This window comes from Ciceribacter thiooxidans (assembly GCF_014126615.1).
Classification (GTDB): domain Bacteria; phylum Pseudomonadota; class Alphaproteobacteria; order Rhizobiales; family Rhizobiaceae; genus Allorhizobium; species Allorhizobium thiooxidans.
On the sequence record NZ_CP059896.1, the window covers coordinates 2,387,370 to 2,407,279 of the forward strand.

Here is a 19,910-nt window from a genome sequence, read left to right on the forward strand (position 1 = left end):
TGCGGCCGCTTGCGCCGCCCCTCATCCGCCTGCCGGCACCTTCTCCCCGTCAGAACGGGGAGAAGGGACAAGCGGCCGACGCAGGGTCGAAGCGGCAGACGTCCCCTCTCCCCGCAGGCGGGGAGAGGGTCAGGGTGAGGGGCAAACGTCATCGGCAGCATCATCACACTCAATATCCCATCGGCGGCAGCGGCTGGTCTTCCGGCTCGGCCACCCGCATCTCGTCGGTGTCGTCCGTCCCGAGGTCCTGATAGGCGCGGTAGGTGAGCACCAGCAGGAAGCAGAAGAAGGAGAAGGAAATCACGATCGCCGTCAGGATGAGCGCCTGCGGCAGCGGATTGGCGGCACCGGCGTGAAGCGTTTCGGAGCCCTCCGGGATGATCGGCGGCACCGCGGCGGTGAGCCGCCCGGTGGTGAAGAGCAAGAGGTTCACCGCATTGCCGAGGATGGCGATGCCGAGCAGCACGCGCACGATGCGCTTCGACATCATCAGGTAGAGCGCGACGGCGAAGAAGATGCCGACGAGGCCGGAAAACAGCGCTTCCATCAGTCGTTTTCCCTTTCCTCGAGCGCCAGCGCAATGGAGGTGATCGCCCCCACCACGACGAGATAGACGCCGATGTCGAAGGACATGACGGTGGCGAGCGGCACCTCGACCCCGAAGAAGCTCGGGTAGATCCAGAGCCCGGTCATGAAGGGCACGCCGAAGGCGGCGGAGAGGAAGCCGGAGAGGCAGGCGAGCATGAGGCCTGCGCCGGCGATCGACATCGGGTGGAACCAGAGCGCGCGCCGCACCGCCTGCACGCCGAAGGCGATACCGTAGATGGCGAAGGCGGACGCCGCGATCAGCCCGCCGATGAAGCCGCCGCCCGGCTCGTTGTGGCCGCGCAAGAGCACGAAGATCGAAAAGAGGATCATCAGCGCAGTGAGGAACGGCGCGACGGTGCGAAAGATCAGCGTGTTCATGGGCGTACCCCTTTGCGGCAGGCCTCGCGCAAGTGCGCCCCCCTCTGCCCTCCCGGGCATCTCCCCCTCAAGGGGGAGATCGGCGAGAGGCCGGGCTCTCCGGCCCATGGAAGTTCGAGTGAAGGATGAGGCGGCACGCAGGTCCGATCTCCCCCCTTGAGGGGGAGATGTCACGAAGTGACAGAGGGGGGTGAAGCACAATCATCATGCCTTGCCCTCCTTACGCGCGCGCTTCTTCGATGACGGTTTTGCCGGCTCGACGGGCGAGACGACGGCGGCCGTGACCGGCGGCACGGGCGCGATGCGGATGCGGATCAATGCCAGGATCGCAAGCCCGGTGATCATCACCACCGAAATCTCGCCGAGCGTATCTGTGCCGCGGAAGTCGACGATGATGACGTTCACGACGTTGGCGCCGTGGGCGATCGCCTTGGAATAGGCATTGAAGAAATCGGTGAGAGCGCCGTTGAAGGGAAGCTGCGTCGTCTTCAGCAGCATCAGCGCGAAGCCGAGACCGCCGGCGGCCGCGATCGTGCCGTCGAAGACAAGCTCGCGCAGCGTGCGGTGATCGGAGGGCGACAGCCGGAGCCGCGTCATGACCAGCGCCAGGATGACGACCGAGAGCGTCTCGACCATGAACTGGGTGAAAGAGAGGTCCGGCGCGCCGAAAAGCAGGAAGATGACGGCGACGGCAAAACCCTGGATGCCAAGCGAGACGATGGCGGTCAGCCGGTCGCCAGCCGTCAGCACGGCGAAGAGGCCGATGATGGCGATGGCGAAGAAGGTGAGCTGGTGGAAGCCGACATCTTCCGGCCAGACGGGCATCGCCGGCAGCTCGCCATAGACGAAGGGCGGCACCAGCAGCACGACCGCGAGCAGCACGAAGGTCGCCGTCACGTAGACGTCGAGGCGGCCGTCCTGCACGATCCGCGTGACGCGGAAGGAGAGCCGGACGAGCCCGCGGATGAAGGCATCGAAGCCGCGATCCGGCCCCGGTCCGAGGATGTCGAGCAGGCGCGCCATGCCGCCGCGAACGGCCGACAACGACAGATAGAGGCCGACGCCGATGGCGATCGTCAGCACGGAGAGCGCAAGCGGCACGCCGATATGCGGCATCAGACCGATGGTGACCGTCTCCGCCTCGCCGGCGACGGCGCTCGCCATCGGCGAGGAGACGTAACGGTGCGACAGGCCGGAGAGCACGGCGGCGACAAGGCCGGATAGCGCAAGCACGGCCGGTCCGAGCCAGAGCAGCGCCGGGCCTTCATGGGCGTGCTTCGGTGTCTTGACCTCGCGCCCGAGGAAAGGCTTCAGCGCCACCGCGAAGGCGACGGCGAACATCAGCGCATTGCCGGCAACGGCGACGCCCGTGAAGAGGATGGCGCGCGGATCACCGCCGGCGAGTGCGGCATAGATCTCCTCCTTGGCGAGGAAGCCGAAGAAGGGCGGCAGGCCGGCCATCGAGAGCGCCGCAAGCACGGCGGCGGCGAAGGTGATCGGCATCGCCTTCCTCAAGCCGCCGAGTTTCGTCACGTCGCGGGTGCCCGATTCGTGGTCGATCAGGCCGGCGACCATGAAGAGCGCGCCCTTGAACATCGAATGGGCGACGAGATAGAGCACGGCCGCCTCGACGGCATAGGGCGAGCCGAAGCCGGTCAGCATCACGAGAAGGCCGAGCGAAGCGACCGTCGTATAGGCGAGCATCAGCTTCAGGTCCGTCTGGCGCACCGCCAGCAGTCCGCCGACGAGCAGCGTCACGCCGCCGAAGAGCGGCAGCAGCAGTTCCCAGGCGGGCGTTGCCCCCATCACCGGATTGAGCCGCATCAACAGGTAGACGCCGGCCTTCACCATGGTCGCGGAATGCAGGTAGGCGGAAACCGGCGTCGGCGCCTCCATGGCGTTCGGCAGCCAGAAATGGAAGGGGAACTGCGCCGACTTGGTGAAGGCACCGCCGAGCACGAGCAGAAGCGCCGCCCAATAGAACGGGCTTTCGCGCAGCACGTCGCCGCCGTGGACGAGCAGCGAAAGCTGGGTGACGCCGGAGATGTCCCAGAGGAAGATGAGGCCGGCGAGCAGCAGCAGTCCACCGCCGCCCGTCACCACCAATGCCTGCAGGGCCGCCCGCCGCGAGGCCTCGCGGGCATGATCGAAGCCGATCAGCAGGAAGGAGGTGATCGAGGTCAGTTCCCAGAAGACGAAGAGCATCAGCAGGCTGTCGGAGACGACGACGCCGAGCATCGAGCCCATGAACATCAGGATGAAGGAGAAGAACCGCCCCTGCTGCGGGTGACCCTTCATGTAGCCGCCGGAATAGAGCACGATCAGCGTGCCGATGCCGGTGATCAAGAGCGCGAAGGTGAGCGAGAGCCCGTCGAGGAACCAGGAGAAGGAAAGGCCGAGGCTCGGCACCCACGGATAGCCGCCGGTGACGACCTCGCCGCCGGCGATTTCCGGCAGAAAGCCGGCGAAATGGGCGAAGGCGAAGGCCGGGACCAGCGCCAGAAGCCAGGCGGCGTTGTGGCCGAGACGGGCGGTGAGAACGGGCGCGAGTGCAGCGCCGGCAAAGGGCAGAAGCATTGCGAGCAATGTCAGGCCGGCTCCATCCACGGGCATCTGTTCTCCTTCTTCACGCAGCGCGGCGGAACCTTTCAGCCCTCGCCGGAGGTGCCCATCCTGTTAGGGCAAAGAGGCCCCCGCCTCAAGGGCAAAGGGAATTTCCGGCCCGGACGGCATCCGCCCGGACATGTCGCGCGGCAGTGTTGGAAAATGCGCCTGCCAATGCAAGCGGTCGGCGCCCGCGCAGGCCGGTCAAAATTCCGTTATCCCCCGGAAATCGGAGGGAGGCGATGCAATGAAGCGCCGGACGGTGGGGCGCGCCGCCCGGCTTCACCGCATGGAGAAGAGTTCCTGATGGAAGCGCTTCTTGACGTCGAAGCCCTGGCCGGCGAGATCGCGCTTCAGGGCATCGGCAAAACCGACGGGACCGCAGAACCAGACACTCGCCTCCCGCCACTCCGGCACCGCCGCACGGATCCGCTCCCCGGTCAGCAGGCCGTCGCGGGCGTTGATGAAGATATGCAGCCGCACGCCGGCGGCCGCGGCATCGGCCGTCAGACGCGCAAACGCGTCCTCGTCGAGCTCGGCCGAGGAGTGAAAGAGGTCGATCGCCTGGCCGGCACGCCGGTCGGGCTGCGCCGCGAGGTATTTCATCCGGGCGATGAAGGGCGTGATACCGATGCCGCCGCCGATCCAGATCTGGCGGGGACATCCGTCGTCGAAGGTGAAGCGGCCATAGGGACCCTCGACCCGCACTTCCTGGCCGACGCTCAGCGTATCCGGCAGACGGCTCGTGTAATCCCCGAGCGCCTTGGTGATGAAGGTGATGCTGCGGTCGGTGGCATTCCAGGCCGAGGCGATGGTGAAGGGATGCGCGCCCTCGCCCTTGTCGGAGGTGACGAAGGCGAACTGGCCGGGCTCGTGGCCGCACCAGCCGGGCTCCATCGTCATGCCGATCTCGAGCGCGCGGACGCCGGGATATTTCGTGAGCGCGGTGATGTTGCCCATCGCCTGCCGGCTGATCCCCACCCGCCGCAGGAGGACAATGACGGCGGCGACGGTGCCGCAGGCAAGCAGCACGGCGAGCACGACGCCGAGCGGCTGCGTCCAGTAGGCGAATTCGGCAAGCACCACCGTGTGGAAGGCGAGCACGAGATAGGTGACGGCGAGCAGCCGGTGCGTCTTGAAGAACCACCAGTAGGAAAAGCGCGGAACGAGCGCCAGCACGATCAGCAGGACGGAGATATAGAAGGCCCATTCGCCGAGCCCTTCGGCGGGATCACGAAGGCCCGCGAGGAATTGCTGGACGGGGTTTTCGATCGGCGGGCGCGGGCCCCGCTCCGGCCGCGTGACGAGGCCGAGGTCGATCGCCCAGCCGGCGCCTTCGAACCAGAGCCAGTGGGCGAGCGAGAAGACCAGGGCGGAAATGCCGAGCCACCTGTGCAGCCGGTACATCTTGTCGAGCCCGCCGAGCCAGGTCTCCGGCCAGCCGGGCCTCAGCGCCAGGACGAGCGCGATGCTCATCGCGCCGATGGCGAGGACGCCGCTGTACTGGATCATCGCTGCACGCAGCGCAAAGACGTTTTCCGACTGGAAGACGTCCGGCTCGGCGGCGAGCCAGAGCAGGCTCAAAAGGACCAGTGTTCCCCACAAGGCGAGTTTGATACTGCGCATGGCACGCTTCCCCTCTTCGCGGCAGAAACCGGCAGCCGGAACCGAAGAGAGGGTGCCCCTCGGCGTCCCCGGCCCGTCCCCCGACTGCGGATGAGTCCGCACGTCTCTTATACAGGCAAAGCGCGCCGGCGCCGAGGAGGAGCTGCAGGCGCAATTGTCGCGGCGGTTCCGGCGCCCTATCTTTGGCAGGACGAACAGGGAGACGAGCGATGACCAACGACGTGACGACGACCCGGATCGAAAAGACCGACGAGGAATGGCGCGGGCAGCTGACGGCGGAGCAGTACCATATCCTGCGCGAGCACGGCACCGAACGGCCCTTCACCGGCCCCTACTGGAACACCTTCCAGCTCGGGCTCTACCGCTGCGCGGCCTGCGACACGCCGCTCTTCCGCTCCGATACCAAGTTCGACGCCGGCTGCGGCTGGCCGAGCTATTTCGCACCGGTCAGGCCGGGGCAGTCACCGAGCACCGCGACACCTCGCACGGCATGGTGCGCACCGAAATCCGCTGCGGTACCTGCGGCGGCCACCTCGGCCACGTCTTCCCCGACGGCCCGAAACCGACGGGCCTGCGCTACTGCACCAACGGCCACGCGATGGTGTTCGAGCCGGAGGGGTGAAGGGGAAAGGGACGGCGTTCCGCCTCCCCCGCCCCTTCTACGCTCCCGCCTGCTTCGGCTTCAGCTTGAAGGTGATGCTCGCTTCGGCGCCGGCTTCGGCGATGAAGAGGAGTTCGCCGGAGGCACTGAGTGTGAAGCCGACTTCGATCTCCTCGACGTGCCAGCCTTCGGCGCGCTCGGAGACGGTGGCGCCGAGGCCGACCAGCGTGTCGACGGTGCCGCGCCATTGTTCCACGACCTTGTCGGCGCCGACCCTGGCGATGCCGCCGACGGCGGTGGCAAACCCCTTGGTCAGAACGCGTTCGCCGATCTCCTCGCGAGAGAGCGTCGGGACGAACGCAGGCGCCTTTTCCGGAACGAAGATCGAGATTTCGAAATGCTTTTCTTTCGGCACCGGATTTCCCTCCTGCCGGGTTTGCGGAGACGTCCATCATCTCCAGTTGCAATCATTACAGCGAAAATCCCTTGAATTGCATCCGCGCCTATTCACGGGTTTCGCCCGGCACGACCGGAGGGCGGCGAGGGACGGACCTTGCCACATTTCCGCTGCATTGGCGGACGAGCGTTGCGGACGCAGCGGCACGGGAGGGCCGGCCTGTCAGCCCTGCCCGTCATCGAACCTCATTGCTTTTTGCAAGAAGGACCGCGGATGCTCGACGCCGAACGCTCCGACGCCCCCGACCTCGAATGGGTCGCCCGCAATGGTGGCCTCGCGAGCCGCATCGCGGCCCGCATCCCGACCTATCTCGCCGACCTCAGGGAAAATCCCGCCTGGCTCGCCATGTTCGTGCTCGCCCGCACCATGCCGGCGCGCAAGGCGCACTGGCTGACGGCGCGGCCGGCGCCGCCCGAGAGCGGAACGGAAAGCTCGATGTTCGGCGACCTTCCGGCCGAGACGATCGCCGCAAGGATCCGTCGCGACGGCATCTTCACCGGCTTGCAGCTGCCGACGGAAATCCATGAGGAGATCGGCCGCTTCGCCCGCGAGACGCCGTGCTTCGGCAATTTCGAACGGCGGCTCGAATTCCTCGCCGACGAACACGGCGAGGCGGAGGCACGCTTCGGCCGCCCGATCCTGAGCGGACATCATTTCGAGCGGGTGCTCTCCTGCGAGGCGGCGCTCGCCGTGCAGCGGGACCCGCTGCTGAAAGCGGTGGCGCAGCATTATCTTGGCGGCCAGGCGCAGCAGGTGACGCTCCGCACGTGGTGGAGCTTTCCAACGGCGGGCACGAGCGAGGCGGACCTCAGCCGGCTGTCGTTCAAGTATCATTTCGACCTCGACGACTGGCGGATGCTGAAATTCTTCTTCTACATCAACGATGTCGGCGTCGATGCCGGCCCGCATGTCTATATCCGCGAGAGCCATCGCCGCCGCCGGCTGAAGCACCAGCTGACGCCGGTGGTCGGCCATCCGGCGGACGAAGTGCTCGCCTATTACGGTCGCGACGCGGTGATGACGATGACCGGGCCTGCCGGCACCGGCTTCGTCGAGGACCCCTTCGGCTTCCACATGGGGACACTGCCGAGAGCCCGGCCGCGACTGATGATGGAAGTGGCCTACGGGGTCTCGAAACCTTCGCGCCGACGCTTTCACGGCGAGCCGGTGGTCCGCTGAAACCGCTTCAGCGGGCGAATTTCCGCGCCGCCGCGACGCAGCCGACGACGCCGGTGGTGACGGCGAGCATCAGCGGGCTCACCTCCTCCCCGAGCAGGAGACCGGCGAGCGTCAGCCCGAGGAAGGGCTGCAAAAGCTGCAGCTGGCCGACGGCGGCGATGCCGCCCTGCGCGAGCCCGCGATACCAGAAGACGAAGCCGATCAGCATGCTGAACAGCGACACATAGGCAAGCCCGCCCCAGGCGGCCGGGCTGACGCCGGCAAAGCTCTGCGGCAGCCGCAGCACCAGCACCGCGGCCATCACCGGCAGCGAGAGGACGAGCGCCCAGGAGATGACCTGCCAGCCGCCGAGCCGGCGCGACAGCGCCGCCCCTTCCGCATAGCCGAGGCCGCAGACGAGGATCGCCGCCAGCATCAGCAGGTCGCCGGTCGAGGTGGCCCCGATCCCCTGCCCCGCAGCGAAACCGGCGATCAGCAGGCTGCCGAGGCCGGAAAACAGCCAGAAGAGCGGTCGCGGCCGCTCGCCGCCGCGCAAGACCCCGAAGATCGCCGTTGCAAGCGGCAGGAGACCGATGAAGACCACCGAGCGGGCGGAGGTGACGGTTTCCAGCGCGTAAGCCGTCAGCAGCGGAAAACCGACGACGACGCCGAGTGCCACGACGACGAGCGGCAGGAGATCGCCCGATGCCGGCCGCTTCTGCCGGAGCAGGAGGAGAAGCGCCAGCGCCAGCCCGCCGGCGATCGCGGCGCGCGCCACGGTCAGAAAGACCGGATCGAAGCCGGTGACGGCGAGCCGCGTCGCCGGCAGCGAGCCGCTGAAGATCGCCACCCCCGCCATTCCGTTGATCAAACCGCTGCGCGTCGCCTGCATCCGGGATTTCCTTTCCGTTCGTCCTGACGGTGTTTTTCCGATGTGCGGGCTGGAAGAACCAGAGACGGTGCAGTACAATTTTCTGAAACTGTTATGGCATTGCGGGCAATACGGATGGATGTTTCCAGCACAGTGGAGAAGACGGCAGGCACGCGCATCGGCCAGGTAATCGCGGCGGTGAAGGCGCGGATCGCCGCCCGCAGCCTGACGCCGGGGGCGCGGCTTCCCTCGGTGAGAGCCTTCGCGCGCAGTCAGCAGGTCTCGGTCTCGACCGTCGTCGAGGCCTATGAGCGGCTGGCGGCGGAAGGGGTGATCCGCTCGCGGCCGGGTGCCGGCTTCTTCGTCTCGGTGCCGCTTGCGCCGCTCTCGCTCGCCGAGATCGGGCCGCGGCTCGACCGCGAGATCGACCCGCTCTGGGTGTCGCGCCAGTCGCTCGAAAGCGGCGAGACGGTCGCCAAGCCCGGCTGCGGCTGGCTGCCGCCGTCGTGGATGCCGCAGGCCGCACTCGCCAAGGCGCTCAGGGCCGCCGCCCGCGGGCCGGAGGCAGGCCTTTCCGACTACGGCACGCCGCTCGGTCTTGCGGGGCTGCGCCAGCTTCTCGCACGACGGCTTGCCGAGGCACGCGTGACGGCGCCGCCGGACCAGATCATGCTCACCGACTCCGGCACGCAGGCGATCGACCTCGTCTGCCGTTTCCTGCTGGAGCCGGGCGATACGGTGCTGGTCGACGATCCCTGCTATTTCAATTTCATCGCCCTTCTGCGCGCCCATCGGGTGCGCATCGTCGGCGTGCCCCATACGCCCGAAGGACCGGACATCGCCCGGTTCGGCGAGGCGCTCGCCGAGCACCGGCCGCGGCTCTACATCACCAATTCGGCGATCCACAACCCGACCGGCGCGACGCTCTCGCCGGTCGTCGCCCACCGGCTGCTGAAGCTCGCCGACGAGGCCGGGCTGACGATCGTCGAGGACGACATCTTCGCCGATTTCGAGGAGGTGCCCTCGCCGCGGCTCGCCGCCTTCGACGGGCTCGACCGGGTGATCGCGATCGGCAGCTTTTCGAAGACGCTCTCCGCCTCGGTGCGTTGCGGCTTCATCGCCGCCCGGCCGGACTGGATCGAGGCGCTGACTGATCTCAAGATAGCCACGAGCTTCGGCGGCGGGCGGCTTTCCGCCGAACTCGTGCTGTCGCTCCTGACCGACGGCAGCTACCGCAAGCATGTCGAGGCGCTCCGGGTAAGGCTCGCCGCTGCCCGCGAACGGGTCGGCCGGCAAGTCAGGGCCGCGGGACTCGAACCGTGGATCACGCCGAAGGCCGGCATGTTCCTCTGGTGCCGGCTGCCGGAGGGGCTCGATGCCGCCGAAATCGCCCGCACCTGCCTCGAAGACGGCGTGATTCTTGCGCCCGGCAACGCCTTCAGCGTGTCGCAGACGGCGGGACGCTTCCTGCGCTTCAACGTGGCGCAGTCGGAAGACCCGCGCATCTTTCCCGCGCTTGCCGCCGCGATGGAACGGGCCGCCGGGGCACCGGCTGCGAATTAGGATCAGACTGCCGCAAAGCGGCCGGGTTCGGCGTGTTCAATCACCCTCCCACAACCGCAAAGGAGGCAATAATGGCCTATACGATCGACCGGACGTTCGAGAGCAACGATTTCGCTGGTGTGGTGGAAAAGACGCGGGCAGCGCTTTCGGCGCAGGGTTTCGGCGTACTGACCGAAATCGACGTCAAGGCGACGCTGAAGAAGAAGCTCGACAAGGATGTCGACGACTACCTGATCCTCGGCGCCTGCAACCCGACCATGGCGCACCAGGCGATCGGCCTCGAACCGAAGGTCGGCGCCATGCTTCCCTGCAACGTCATCGTGCGCCGCACCGGCCCTGCCTCGGTGATGGTGAGCGCCATCGACCCGGTCGCCTCGATGGAGGCGATCCCGAACCCCTCGCTGAAATCCGTGGCTGGCCAGGTCCGAGACATGCTGAGGACGGCGGTCGAGGGGATCTGAAGGCGGGCGCTGCTCGTGGGCGCCCCTCGCAAGGTTGCGTCGCCCCTCACCCTGACCCTCTCCTCGCAGGCGGGGCGAGGGGACGGCCGGTGCGGTGCCACTTGTCCCTTCTCCCCGCCTGCGGGGAGAAGGTGCCGGCAGGCGGATGAGGGGCGGTATCTGCCGATGACGGCGCCGCCGCGCGCCAGGCGGTGGGGTTCATGCCGGTCACGCGCAGGAATTCGCGGTTGAAGTTGGACTTGGTCATGAACCCCGCCTCGAAGACGATGCGGGTCACCGGCATGTCGGTGGCGGCGAGCAGCCGGCAGGCTTCGGCGACGCGGAAATTGTTGACGTATTGCGACACGCTCATGCCGTGGACGCGGTTGACCGCATTGGAGACGGCCCGCGCCGGCAGGCCGAGCCGCCGGGCGATGCGGCCGAGATTGAGTCCGGCATCGGCAAAGAGCCGCTGACCTTCCATCAGCCGGTCGAGGGCTGCGGCGACCTCGGCATCGGCACTGGTCGCGAGCGGTGGTGCCGCCTGCGGTTCCGGCTCCGCCTCGGGCGCGTCACCCGCCTCCTCCGCACCGGCGGTAACGGCGGCGATCCCGAGCAGAAGCAGGATGAACGTGGTCGCGGCGGAGACGACGGCCGGCGCGTGGCGGCCGCCGGCAAGCAGGAGATCGAGGCTGACGGCAGTGTCGGTCGCCGCCGAGCCTAGCAGTGCCAGCGCCGTCAGTTGCAGCGAGCGGTAGGAACGGAGCGTCCCGTCGAGCCTGGAGGCGACGAGGCCGTCCGGCCCGAGGCGGGCGAGCCAGAGCAGCGCCAGGCCGTAACCGGCGAATTCGGCAATCAGCACGAGATCGACCGGATCGCGGAAGCCGGCGAGCATCGCCGCCACGCAAAGCGGCGGCAGGAGGTGCGGCCAGTCGCGGGCGGACAGCGCCCCCTCCTCCGCCGCAAGCTCGCGGAAGGCGAGGAAGGAGAGCGGCGGAATGAAGCTCGCAAGAAGCGGCAGCGCCGGCAGCACGGTCGTGACGCCATAGCCCCAGCGGATACCGACCAGCGCCGTCTGGACGACATAGAGGCCGATCAGCACCACGAACAGGCGGTTGCGGCCGAAAGCCTCGCGCCCCTCCAGCAGGAGCCGGGCGAGAAAGACGAGAAGCAGGAGCGAGACGAGGAAAGGCAGCGGGACGAGGAGCATGGAGGGACAACCGGCGGGATCGAGGCCGCCATCATGACCGCAACCGCGTTTTCGGTCGACCGGAAACGCAATCGAGGTCGCGGAAAAGCGATGCCGGGTGCCGGATGGGGCCATTCGTCAACCCGAACCGGAGCCCTCCCCATGAGAACCCGAACTGTCCTCCTCTCCCTCCTCGGCGTCGTGCTCGCCGCCGCAGCCCTCGACGGCGCGGCCGCCTTCGTCACCACCCGCACCACGACCGCCGGACCGCTCGACGTTTCCGCCGTCTCGAAGATCCGCGTCGAGGGCGAGGCCGGCCGGCTCTTCATCTCGGCCGCCGCCGACAGACCGTATGAAGCAAGGCTCGAAGGCGAGCGCCGCGGCTGGGGCGCTGTCTGGCGCTCCGGCTGGTTCCCCGTCTCCTGCCCCGAGGGCGGCATGCGCATCGACGGCGACACCCTCGTCGTCGACCTCGGCAACACGCATTTCTACAGCTGGTCCGATTGCACGATGACGCTCACGGCCCGGCTGAAGCCGGAGGCCGCCGTCGCCATCGACCAGCGGGCGTCGCAGACCGATCTCCGGGGAGACTTCTCCGCCGTCGACGTGCGCAGCGATGCCGGCGACGTCAGCTTCCGCGGCCACGCGGCCGAGCTCTCGCTCTCCGGCGCGGCGCTCCGGGCGCGGGTCGTCTTCGACAAGGTCATGCAGAACGAGACCGTCGCGCTCGCCGGCAACATGCTCGACGCCGGCCTACGCTTCCTCGTGCCGACGCCCGTCAGCTACCTCGTCGAGGCGACAGCGTCCTATGTCGACAGCAAGCTCCCGAACACGCCGGGAGCAAGGCCCGCGATCCATGTCCGCGGCGACATGGTGCGGGTGCGGATCGAGTGAGGTGGGCGGTGGCGATGCCGCTTGTCCCTTCTCCCCGCGAGAGGGGGTGAGGCGCGGTTCGCGAAGCGAGGCAATCGATCCGGCGAATTGATCGAAGATTGTCTCCCCGCGCGATGGACATCGCGCGACTGGATGCCGGGTCAAGCCCGGCATGACGGAGGATGGAAGGGCGCGCCCCTCACGATTGTAGCGACGAACGCTGGCGGGGACGAGAGATGGCCCGCGACGGGGCCTCCCACCTCCCCCTTGAGGGGGGAGGTCGCGCGGAACGCGCGGGTGGGGGTGACGATGCTTCGGATCACCCCACCCCGGACCTGCGGTCCGACCCTCCCCCTCAAGGGGAGGGTGAACCCCGCGTCTCCCTCTCCTCGCGCTCGAAGACCGGCCGTGCCCGCGGCGCCGGCCGCAAGCCGCTCTCCCCCTTGAGGGGGAGAGGAAGAAGCGGACGTGCAGCTTCCGTCATGCCGGACTTGATCCGGCATCCAGCCGGCGAGCGTCGGCGAGCCGAAAGAACCCACCTCCATGCAGACGAAGAGGTCTCCCCGCGCGATAGACATCGCGCGGCTGGATGCCGGGTCGAGCCCGGCATGACGGAGGACGGGGCACAGCCCTCTCAGTGCTCGCCTTCGCAGAGACCGTGGTCGGAGAGCGACCGGATAACGTGGCAGTCCTCGATGCTGTGACCGTCGCAGCAGGCGGCGATGCGGGCGAGTTCCTGCTCGAGCTTGCGCAGCCGAGCGATCTTCTCGCGTACTTCGGCGAGCTGCTCGCCGGCAATCGCGTCCGCCCGCTCGCAGGGCCGCTCGGGATGGTCGCTGAGGGCCAGAAGCTCGCGAATCGCCTCTATCGGAAAGCCGAGGTCGCGCGCGTGGCGAATGAAGGCGAGGCGTTCGAGGTCGCGCTTCTCGTAGCGGCGCTGGTTGCCGCCCGTCCTGTCGGCGGCGGAAATCAGCCCCATCTGTTCGTAGTAGCGGATCGTCGGGACCTTCACCCCGGTCCGCTTCGCCATGTCGCCGATCGACAGCATTTTTTTCGCCCTGCCCTCTTGAACCTCTAGTCGCTAGAGAGACTAGGTAGGACCAAGCCTTGCAGGATCAAGAGGGAAGGAAGAGCCATGAGTGCCAGCTGCGGCCACAGCCACGGAACGTTCGAGGGCGTCTCCGCCGATTACAAGCGTCGTCTCTGGGCGGTGATCGCCATCAACGGCGCCATGTTCGCGGTGGAGATGACCGCCGGCCAGATGGCGCGCTCGCAGGCGCTGCAGGCCGACGCGCTCGATTTCTTCGCCGATGCCGTGACCTACGGCATTTCGCTCGCCGTCATCGGCGCCCCGCTCAAGGTGCGCAGTCTTGCGGCCGCCGGCAAGGGCGCGAGTCTCTTTCTGATGGGGCTCTTCGTCTTCGCCACCACGATCTGGCGGGTGTTCTACAACGGCGTGCCGGAAGCGCCGGTGATGGGGGCGATCGGCTTTATGGCGCTGGTGGCAAACGTCACGAGCGTGCTGCTGCTGATGCGCTACAAGGACGGCGACGCCAATGTCCGCTCCGTCTGGCTCTGCTCGCGCAACGATGCGATCGGCAACGTCATCGTCATGATCGCCGCGCTCGGCGTGTGGGGCAGCGCGACCGCCTGGCCGGACCTCGCGGTCGCCGCCGTCATGGCGGGCCTATTCCTCAATTCGTCGGTTCAGATCCTGCGCCAATCCTGGCAGGAATGGCGCCGCGGCGGGGCGGCGGCGCTGGCCGAGGTGGTGGACCAGGGGTGCTGCGGCGGTGGCGCCTGCAGCACGGGCCACGACCACGCCGTGTCAGGGCATGAAGACCACGGCCATCGCCACGATCACGTGCATTGATCGGAGGAACGACGCCGTTCCGGCTCAGCCTTCGGAGTCTTCGCCCGGATCGAATTCGCGGTAGAGTGCCTCGACCTGCTCGAGCTGGGAACGTTCGGCCTCGCTCCCCTCGGCGATCGCCTCGGCAAAGCCCGCCGTGGCAACCGGACGGCGGCCGCCGTCGATGCTCCAGAGTGCGGTGGCAAGCGAAGCGGAGACGAGCGTGCTGCTGAAGGCAGGCCCGCCGGCACGGCGCGGATTTGCGGCAGCCGCCGTTTCGGCGGCGGTCTCCTCCGTCTCGGTGACGGTCCGCACATACCGGTTCTGATAGGAATAGCCGCCGAGGCCGCTTTCGATCCGCATTTCACGCTCACTTCTTCCGTCGTTAACCTTTCGTTAACTTTTGAAGCTTGCGCGAAACTTGCGTGCGGCCGCACGGTGCCATTGCCAGCCGGGACCAAATCAGCTAGCGGCGCCGCCCACGAAGCGGTCTATGGAGCGCGCGGTGAGGCGCTGATTGTTGCGATACCAGGCATCCTCGGTGAAAAACACCGGCTCCCCGACATCCCAACCGCTGCAGCTGAAGTCCGACTGACGGGCGAAGAAGGCGACGAAATCCGCCTCCTCCCGCCACGCGGCGATGATATCGCCGGTGGCGCCGCCGCCGTCGAAGACGTCGCAGAGGACGATCTGGTCGCCCCTTCGAATCAGCCCCTGGCCGCAGAAGTCGCGATGAAGCTCGGCGATCAGCCCCTCGCCGTCATTGATCGACATCAACCGGTGCCAGAGCGCGCTTGCACGCGCCTCGCCGAAGGTGGTGCGCGAAAGCCGGTCGCGCAATTCCGCCGCGCGTCGTGCCATCTCTTCCCCGGTGGCGTCAATCAGCGGATAGGGCGGGCGCCACGGCCCCTTCGGCCGGCGGATCGACCAGACCGCGGCGACGAGCACCACGATGACAGCGGCAAGCGCCAGCAGCGGAATGATCGTCGACATGCCCGGCCCTCCCCTCGGCTGCCCTTAGCCATCATGCCAGATCGGCAGCGCGGTTGGGAGGGGAAGTCTCACGCCCCCTCGATGCCACCCGCGAGTTCCGCGAGCCGGGCGACGGTGTTGATGTTGCGTGAGGTGCCGATCTTCAACGCCGGGAGCTTGATCTTCGAGCGGCCGGAGCCGATCGGGTAGTGCACGTAGATTTCCCGGCCGCGCACCACCGCCTCCTCGCCGTCGGGGGCGAGGAAACCGTGCAGGGCGTCGTCGCCGGGCGGCTCACCGAAGAAGCTGACGAGCACGCGCTCCGGCGCCATCGCCGCGAAAGGGTTGCCGTCGAGGACGGCGCGGAGCTCCGCCGGCGTGCGGAGGAAGACGCCGGGCGCCTCGCCGAGACGATCGCCGAGCGCCCGGTCGAGCAGCGCGGCGATCTCCGCCGGCTCGCCGCCGTCGCGGAAGATGAGGTTGCCGGACTGGATATAGGTGGAGACCTCGGTGAAGCCGAGGTTTTCTGCGAGCGTCTTCAGCTCCGCCATCGGCAGTTTCCCGGTGCCGCCGACATTGACGGCGCGGATCAGGGCGACATAGGCAGCCATGGGCGCCACCCTATTCCGCCGGCCCGGAGGCCGGCGTCACGGTGAATTTCAGGCCGAGCGCCTTCGCAACGCCGAGAATCGTGGAGAATTTGGGATCGCCGCGCTCGCTCAGCGCCTTGTAGAGGGCCTCACGAGTCACCCCCGCCTCCCGGGCGACGCGCGTCATGCCCTTGGCTTTGGCGATGATCCCGAGGGCATTGGCGATGTAGGCCGCATCGCCGCTTTCGAACGCATCCGTCAGCAGCGCCGCCTGGGCTTCGGCATCGGCAAAGAATTCCGAAGCATCGAAGGGGATGGTTTCCGTCGCCATGTCACACGTCCTTTGCCAGATCCATTGCGCGGCGGATGTCTTTTTCCTGGCTCGCCTTGTCGCCGCCGCACAGCAGGATGATGAGCGCCTCGCCGCGCCTCACGAAATAGAGCCGATAGCCGGGGCCGTAATCGATCCGCACTTCGCCGATGCCGCCGAAATACTTCACGTCGCCCATCAGGCCGGACTGAAGCCGCACCAGACGGATCGCGATGCGTGTCTGCGCCTGCCGGTCCTTTAGCTTGCGAAGCCAGCCGGCGAAATCGGGATGCTGCCGGATCTCGATCATGCGTGAACTGTAGTTCACAAAGTGACTGACGTCAATCTTTCTGTGAACTACAGATTACAGGACGAATCCCCTTACATCTTGCCCGCGACCTTCACCGCAAAGGCATATTCGAAGGCGATTTCCTCGAGGCGCTGGAAGCGGCCGGATTTGCCGCCGTGGCCGGCGGCCATGTTGGTCTTGAGGAGATAGGGGCCGGCCGCCGGCGCCTTCTCGCGCAGCTTCGCCACCCATTTGGTCGGCTCCCAGTAGGTCACGCGCGGGTCGGTGAGGCCGGAGAGCGCGAGGATCGGCGGATAGGTCTTTTCGCCGACATTGTCGTAAGGCGAATAGGCGGCGATCCAGCCGTATTCCTCCTCCGATTCGATCGGGTTACCCCATTCCGGCCATTCCGGCGGGGTGAGCGGCAGGGTGTCGTCCAGCATGGTGTTCAGCACGTCCACGAAGGGCACGGCGGCGATGATGCCGGCGAATTTCTCCGGCGCCATGTTGGCAACCGCCCCCATCAGCATGCCGCCGGCAGATCCGCCCTCGGCGATAATCCGGTCGTAAGAGGTGAAGCGCTCCTGCACCAGATGGTCGGCGGCGGCGATGAAGTCCTTGAAGGTATTGACCTTCTTTTCCATCTTGCCGTCCTCGTACCAGGAAAAGCCCTTGTCCTTGCCGCCGCGGATATGGGCGATGGCATAGACGAAGCCGCGGTCGGCAAGCGACAGGCAATTGGTGTTGAAGCCGGCGGGAATGGTGATGCCGTAGGCGCCGTAGCCGTAGAGCAGGCAGGGCGCGGAGCCGTCGAGGGGCGTGTCCTTGCGGTAGAGCAGCGTCACCGGCACGCTCTCGCCGTCATGCGCGGGGGCGAAGACGCGCCGCGTCACGTAGTCGTCCGGGTTGTGGCCGGAGGGCACTTCCTGTGTCTTCAGGAGCGTGCGCTCGCGGGTCGCCATATTGTAGTCGAAGAGCTGCGAGGGCGTCGTCATCGAGGAATAGGAAAAGCGGATGACGTCGGTGTCGTATTCGGCCGCGCCCGAGAGCCCGAGCGAATAGGCCTCTTCGGCAAAGGCGATCGCGTGCTCCTCGCCGGTCTTCCGGTCGCGGATCATGATCTCCGGCAGGCCGTCGCGGCGCTGCAGCCAGACGAGGTGGCGGGCGAAAGCCATGTGGGAGAGGATGAGCAGGCCGGGCGTATGCGGCACCACTTCCTTCCAGTTTTCCTTGAAGGGCGCGGTAACCGGCGCCTCCATGATCTTGAAATCCTTGGCGCCGCCGTCATTGGTCAGGATGTAGAAGACGTCGCCGCCCTCGGCGAGCGAATACTCGACCCCCTCCTCGCGCTCGGCGACCAGCAGCGGCTCGGCCGTCAGGTCCTTCGTCGAGAGGATGCGGTATTCGCTCGTCTCGTGATCGTGGATGTCGATATAGATGAAATCGTCGAGCAGCGAGCCGCCGACGCCCATGAAGAAGCCGTGGTCCTTCTCCTCGTAGACCAGCCGGTCGGACGACTGCGGCTGACCGACGATGTGGTGGAAGACTTTGGAGGGACGGTGGTTGTCGTCCTGCAGCGTGTAGAAGAAGCTCTTGCCGTCCGGCGCCCAGGCGCCGCCGCCGCCGGTGTTCTCGATGACGTCCGGGAGATCCGCGCCGGTTGCAAGATCGCGTACCCTGAGCGTGAAATATTCCGAGCCCTTGTCGTCATAGCCCCAGATGCCGCGGCTGTGGTCGCTCGAATGGTCGAGGCCGGCGAGGCGGAAATAGTCCTTGCCCTCGGCTTCCTTGTCGCCGTCGAGCAGCAGCGTGCGGATCGCCTCGTCCTTGTGGTCGCCTTCGCGGGGGATGCGGAAATAGCGCGGCTGCTCGCCGCCGGTAACGAAGGCGGTGCCGTAGGCGAAGGGACCGTCCTTCACCGGCACGGAGGAATCGTCCTCCTTGATGCGGCCCTTCATCTCTTGAAAGAGCTTTTCCTGCAGCGCCTTCGTATCGGCCATGGCGGCGTCCATATAGGCGTTCTCGGCTTCGAGATGCCGGCGCAGGTCCTTGTCCAGCAGCGAAGGGTCCTTGAACATCGCCTGCCAGTTTTCAGCCCGCATCCAGGCATAGTCGTCGGTGCGGGTAATGCCGTGACGGGTGTCGGAAACGGGCTTCTTCTCGGCGGCGGGCGGCGTGGGCAGGTTCGGGAATACGGACAAGGGCGAAGCCTCTCTTGAGGTGGGGAAATTGCTTCTGGGACAGATAGAGACCAGGTGACGGCCTATCAAGGCGAAATCGGCGGGACGGCGGGGAGCGAGGGAGCGACGGGCAGTGCGAGGTCTCGCATGGCCGGGTGTCCGGCGCCTGATCTTGTCTGGCGGAAACGACGGAGCGGGCACGTCGCCTCCTCCGCGAGTGGTCATCCTCGGGCTTGACCCGAGGATTCAGACGACGAACGCAGCTCTCGTATCGGCTGGTGGCAGGCACATCGGCCGGCCTCACGCGCAACCGCCACAATTCCGGCGTCTTGGCGGCGGAAGGAGGCGCAGTCCCTCCGTTTCCCGGTCCTCCCATGCGCCTCTTCTTCCTTTCCGCGACGCTCGCGGCCTCTCTCCTCGCCTGCACGACTGCCGAGGCCCGTGACGGCCTCGTCGAACCGAAGCTTACGATCGCCCGCGGCGGGCCGCAGTCACCCCGCGTGGCGCTGACGCTGGACGCCTGTTCGGGGCTGCAGACGAACGCATCCTGGGCGAACTCTTCCGCGAGGAAATCCCGGCGACGATCTTCGTCACCACCCGCTGGGTCCGGCGCAATCCGCAGGTCATGAAGCGCCTGCAGAGCCGGCCGGACCTCTTCGAGATCGAGGATCACGGGGAAAACCACGTGCCGGCGGTCGACCGGCCGCTCGCCGTCTACGGCATTCCGGCGGCGGGTTCGCCGGCGGCGGTCGCCGCCGAGGTCGAAGGCGGAGCGCGCGCGATCGTCGCGGCGGGTTCGCCGGTGCCGCGCTGGTTTCGCGGCGCGACCGCCCGCTACAGCCCGTCCGCCGTCGTTGAGATCGAGAAGATAGGTTACCGCATCGCCGGCTATTCGGTGAACGGCGACCAGGGCGCAAGCCTCATCGCCGGCATGGCCGAGAAGCGGATCGCCGCGGCGAAGGACGGCGACGTCATCATCGCCCATGTCAACCAGCCGAGCCGTTCGGCCGGCGAAGGCGTCGCCCGCGGCATCCATGCACTGAAGGAAAAGGGCGTCACCTTCGTCCGCCTCGACGAGAGCTTTGTCGCACCGACCGCCCGGGCGGCCGAACTCGCCGCCGTCGGGCAGTGAGTTTCGTCATGCCTCCGGCCGCGTGGATCCTCGAGTCAAGCCCGAGGATGACGGCGTGCGGGTGGGCGGAGCGTCCAAGGACACGGTTCAGCGGCGAAAACGACGGAGGGCACGCTTTGTCTCCCGTCAACCAATGGTCATCCTCGGGCTTGACTCGAGGATCCATGCAGCCCGGCATGACGGGGGTGGAAACGGTGCGCCCCTAGCCCACCGAGGGATAGGGAATGTGGCCGCGGG

Annotated in this window: 19 protein-coding genes and 2 pseudogenes; 7 read left to right on the top strand and 14 right to left on the bottom strand. The window is 67.2% G+C overall.

Features of this window, described 5'->3' with window-relative positions; all coding sequences use genetic code 11:
- Positions 1–169: 169 nt before the first annotated feature.
- From H4I97_RS11610 to H4I97_RS11625, 4 genes are all read right to left on the bottom strand, one after another.
- Positions 170–547: a Na+/H+ antiporter subunit C gene (locus H4I97_RS11610; protein WP_182304813.1), complete on the bottom strand. Its 378-nt coding sequence runs from the start codon at positions 545–547 to the stop codon at positions 170–172.
- Complete coding sequence (locus H4I97_RS11615) at positions 547–966, bottom strand: Na+/H+ antiporter subunit B (protein WP_182304814.1); 420 nt, start codon at positions 964–966, stop codon at positions 547–549. The genes H4I97_RS11610 and H4I97_RS11615 overlap by 1 nt, the downstream gene beginning before the upstream one ends.
- 204 nt (positions 967–1,170) lie before the next feature.
- A complete protein-coding gene (locus tag H4I97_RS11620; protein WP_182304815.1) occupies positions 1,171–3,579 on the bottom strand; it encodes a putative monovalent cation/H+ antiporter subunit A in 2,409 nt (802 codons plus the stop codon).
- Positions 3,580–3,852: 273 nt separating this feature from the next.
- Positions 3,853–5,196, bottom strand: a complete 1,344-nt coding sequence (locus tag H4I97_RS11625) for a ferredoxin reductase family protein (RefSeq protein WP_182304816.1) — start codon at positions 5,194–5,196, stop codon at positions 3,853–3,855.
- A 209-nt stretch (positions 5,197–5,405) separates the two neighbouring features.
- Between H4I97_RS11625 and msrB the strand changes: the two are divergent.
- Positions 5,406–5,818 (top strand): annotated as a pseudogene (gene msrB, locus H4I97_RS11630) (peptide-methionine (R)-S-oxide reductase MsrB).
- A gap of 37 nt (positions 5,819–5,855) precedes the next feature.
- On the opposite strand, the gene H4I97_RS11635 reads toward msrB, so the two are convergent.
- The gene (locus H4I97_RS11635; RefSeq protein WP_182304817.1) at positions 5,856–6,212 is read right to left on the bottom strand and encodes a Pepco domain-containing protein; all 357 of its coding nucleotides are present in this window, start codon (positions 6,210–6,212) and stop codon (positions 5,856–5,858) included.
- Between the two features lie 255 nt (positions 6,213–6,467).
- On the opposite strand from H4I97_RS11635, the gene H4I97_RS11640 reads away from it, so the two are divergent.
- On the top strand, positions 6,468–7,433 hold the full coding sequence (locus H4I97_RS11640; RefSeq protein ID WP_182304818.1) for a hypothetical protein: 966 nt from the start codon (positions 6,468–6,470) through the stop codon (positions 7,431–7,433).
- 7 nt (positions 7,434–7,440) lie between these two features.
- Here H4I97_RS11640 and H4I97_RS11645 read toward each other — a convergent pair whose 3' ends face one another.
- Entirely contained in the window at positions 7,441–8,304 is an 864-nt protein-coding gene (locus tag H4I97_RS11645) for a DMT family transporter (protein ID WP_182304819.1), read from the bottom strand.
- Positions 8,305–8,418: 114 nt separating this feature from the next.
- Here H4I97_RS11645 and H4I97_RS11650 point away from each other — a divergent pair, with 114 nt between their 5' ends.
- Both H4I97_RS11650 and H4I97_RS11655 read left to right on the top strand, forming a co-directional pair.
- On the top strand, positions 8,419–9,846 hold the full coding sequence (locus H4I97_RS11650) for an aminotransferase-like domain-containing protein (protein WP_182304820.1): 1,428 nt from the start codon (positions 8,419–8,421) through the stop codon (positions 9,844–9,846).
- A gap of 71 nt (positions 9,847–9,917) precedes the next feature.
- Entirely contained in the window at positions 9,918–10,307 is a 390-nt protein-coding gene (locus H4I97_RS11655; protein ID WP_182304821.1) for a DUF302 domain-containing protein, read from the top strand.
- A gap of 46 nt (positions 10,308–10,353) precedes the next feature.
- On the opposite strand, the gene H4I97_RS11660 is transcribed toward H4I97_RS11655, so the two are convergent.
- Complete coding sequence (locus tag H4I97_RS11660) at positions 10,354–11,610, bottom strand: helix-turn-helix domain-containing protein (RefSeq protein WP_182304822.1); 1,257 nt, start codon at positions 11,608–11,610, stop codon at positions 10,354–10,356.
- A 27-nt stretch (positions 11,611–11,637) separates the two neighbouring features.
- Between H4I97_RS11660 and H4I97_RS11665 the strand changes: the two genes are divergently transcribed.
- Complete coding sequence (locus H4I97_RS11665; protein ID WP_182304823.1) at positions 11,638–12,369, top strand: hypothetical protein; 732 nt, start codon at positions 11,638–11,640, stop codon at positions 12,367–12,369.
- Positions 12,370–12,982: 613 nt separating this feature from the next.
- Here H4I97_RS11665 and H4I97_RS11670 read toward each other — a convergent pair.
- Entirely contained in the window at positions 12,983–13,396 is a 414-nt protein-coding gene (locus tag H4I97_RS11670) for a MerR family transcriptional regulator (RefSeq protein WP_182304824.1), read from the bottom strand.
- An 87-nt stretch (positions 13,397–13,483) separates the two neighbouring features.
- On the opposite strand from H4I97_RS11670, the gene H4I97_RS11675 reads away from it, so the two are divergent.
- On the top strand, positions 13,484–14,221 hold the full coding sequence (locus H4I97_RS11675; protein WP_182304825.1) for a cation efflux transmembrane domain-containing protein: 738 nt from the start codon (positions 13,484–13,486) through the stop codon (positions 14,219–14,221).
- A 24-nt stretch (positions 14,222–14,245) separates the two neighbouring features.
- Here the strand turns inward: H4I97_RS11675 and H4I97_RS11680 are convergent, their stop codons facing one another.
- From H4I97_RS11680 to H4I97_RS11705, 6 genes are all read right to left on the bottom strand, one after another.
- Entirely contained in the window at positions 14,246–14,563 is a 318-nt protein-coding gene (locus H4I97_RS11680) for a hypothetical protein (protein WP_182304826.1), read from the bottom strand.
- Between the two features lie 99 nt (positions 14,564–14,662).
- On the bottom strand, positions 14,663–15,193 hold the full coding sequence (locus H4I97_RS11685; RefSeq protein ID WP_182304827.1) for a hypothetical protein: 531 nt from the start codon (positions 15,191–15,193) through the stop codon (positions 14,663–14,665).
- A gap of 68 nt (positions 15,194–15,261) precedes the next feature.
- A complete protein-coding gene (locus H4I97_RS11690) occupies positions 15,262–15,783 on the bottom strand; it encodes a DUF1697 domain-containing protein (protein ID WP_182304828.1) in 522 nt (173 codons plus the stop codon).
- 10 nt (positions 15,784–15,793) lie between these two features.
- The gene (locus H4I97_RS11695) at positions 15,794–16,093 is read right to left on the bottom strand and encodes an addiction module antidote protein (RefSeq protein WP_148175048.1); all 300 of its coding nucleotides are present in this window, start codon (positions 16,091–16,093) and stop codon (positions 15,794–15,796) included.
- 1 nt (position 16,094) lies between these two features.
- Entirely contained in the window at positions 16,095–16,382 is a 288-nt protein-coding gene (locus H4I97_RS11700; RefSeq protein ID WP_182307622.1) for a type II toxin-antitoxin system RelE/ParE family toxin, read from the bottom strand.
- Between the two features lie 71 nt (positions 16,383–16,453).
- A complete protein-coding gene (locus H4I97_RS11705; protein WP_182304829.1) occupies positions 16,454–18,562 on the bottom strand; it encodes a S9 family peptidase in 2,109 nt (702 codons plus the stop codon).
- A 353-nt stretch (positions 18,563–18,915) separates the two neighbouring features.
- Here H4I97_RS11705 and H4I97_RS11710 point away from each other — a divergent pair.
- Positions 18,916–19,673: pseudogene (locus H4I97_RS11710) on the top strand (polysaccharide deacetylase family protein).
- The last annotated feature ends 237 nt before the right edge of the window (positions 19,674–19,910 follow it).

Bases quoted from the DNA above. Each gene is read 5' to 3' on its own strand.
- H4I97_RS11610 (WP_182304813.1), bottom strand. From the start codon at position 547: ATGGAAGCGCTGTTTTCCGGCCTCGTCGGCATCTTCTTCGCCGTCGCG.
- H4I97_RS11615 (WP_182304814.1), bottom strand. From the start codon at position 966: ATGAACACGCTGATCTTTCGCACCGTCGCGCCGTTCCTCACTGCGCTG.
- H4I97_RS11620 (WP_182304815.1), bottom strand. From the start codon at position 3,579: ATGCCCGTGGATGGAGCCGGCCTGACATTGCTCGCAATGCTTCTGCCC.
- H4I97_RS11625 (WP_182304816.1), bottom strand. From the start codon at position 5,196: ATGCGCAGTATCAAACTCGCCTTGTGGGGAACACTGGTCCTTTTGAGC.
- H4I97_RS11640 (WP_182304818.1), top strand. From the start codon at position 6,468: ATGCTCGACGCCGAACGCTCCGACGCCCCCGACCTCGAATGGGTCGCC.
- H4I97_RS11645 (WP_182304819.1), bottom strand. From the start codon at position 8,304: ATGCAGGCGACGCGCAGCGGTTTGATCAACGGAATGGCGGGGGTGGCG.
- H4I97_RS11650 (WP_182304820.1), top strand. From the start codon at position 8,419: ATGGATGTTTCCAGCACAGTGGAGAAGACGGCAGGCACGCGCATCGGC.
- H4I97_RS11655 (WP_182304821.1), top strand. From the start codon at position 9,918: ATGGCCTATACGATCGACCGGACGTTCGAGAGCAACGATTTCGCTGGT.
- H4I97_RS11660 (WP_182304822.1), bottom strand. From the start codon at position 11,610: ATGGCCCCATCCGGCACCCGGCATCGCTTTTCCGCGACCTCGATTGCG.
- H4I97_RS11665 (WP_182304823.1), top strand. From the start codon at position 11,638: ATGAGAACCCGAACTGTCCTCCTCTCCCTCCTCGGCGTCGTGCTCGCC.
- H4I97_RS11670 (WP_182304824.1), bottom strand. From the start codon at position 13,396: ATGCTGTCGATCGGCGACATGGCGAAGCGGACCGGGGTGAAGGTCCCG.
- H4I97_RS11675 (WP_182304825.1), top strand. From the start codon at position 13,484: ATGAGTGCCAGCTGCGGCCACAGCCACGGAACGTTCGAGGGCGTCTCC.
- H4I97_RS11680 (WP_182304826.1), bottom strand. From the start codon at position 14,563: ATGCGGATCGAAAGCGGCCTCGGCGGCTATTCCTATCAGAACCGGTAT.
- H4I97_RS11685 (WP_182304827.1), bottom strand. From the start codon at position 15,193: ATGTCGACGATCATTCCGCTGCTGGCGCTTGCCGCTGTCATCGTGGTG.
- H4I97_RS11690 (WP_182304828.1), bottom strand. From the start codon at position 15,783: ATGGCTGCCTATGTCGCCCTGATCCGCGCCGTCAATGTCGGCGGCACC.
- H4I97_RS11695 (WP_148175048.1), bottom strand. From the start codon at position 16,093: ATGGCGACGGAAACCATCCCCTTCGATGCTTCGGAATTCTTTGCCGAT.
- H4I97_RS11700 (WP_182307622.1), bottom strand. From the start codon at position 16,382: ATGATCGAGATCCGGCAGCATCCCGATTTCGCCGGCTGGCTTCGCAAG.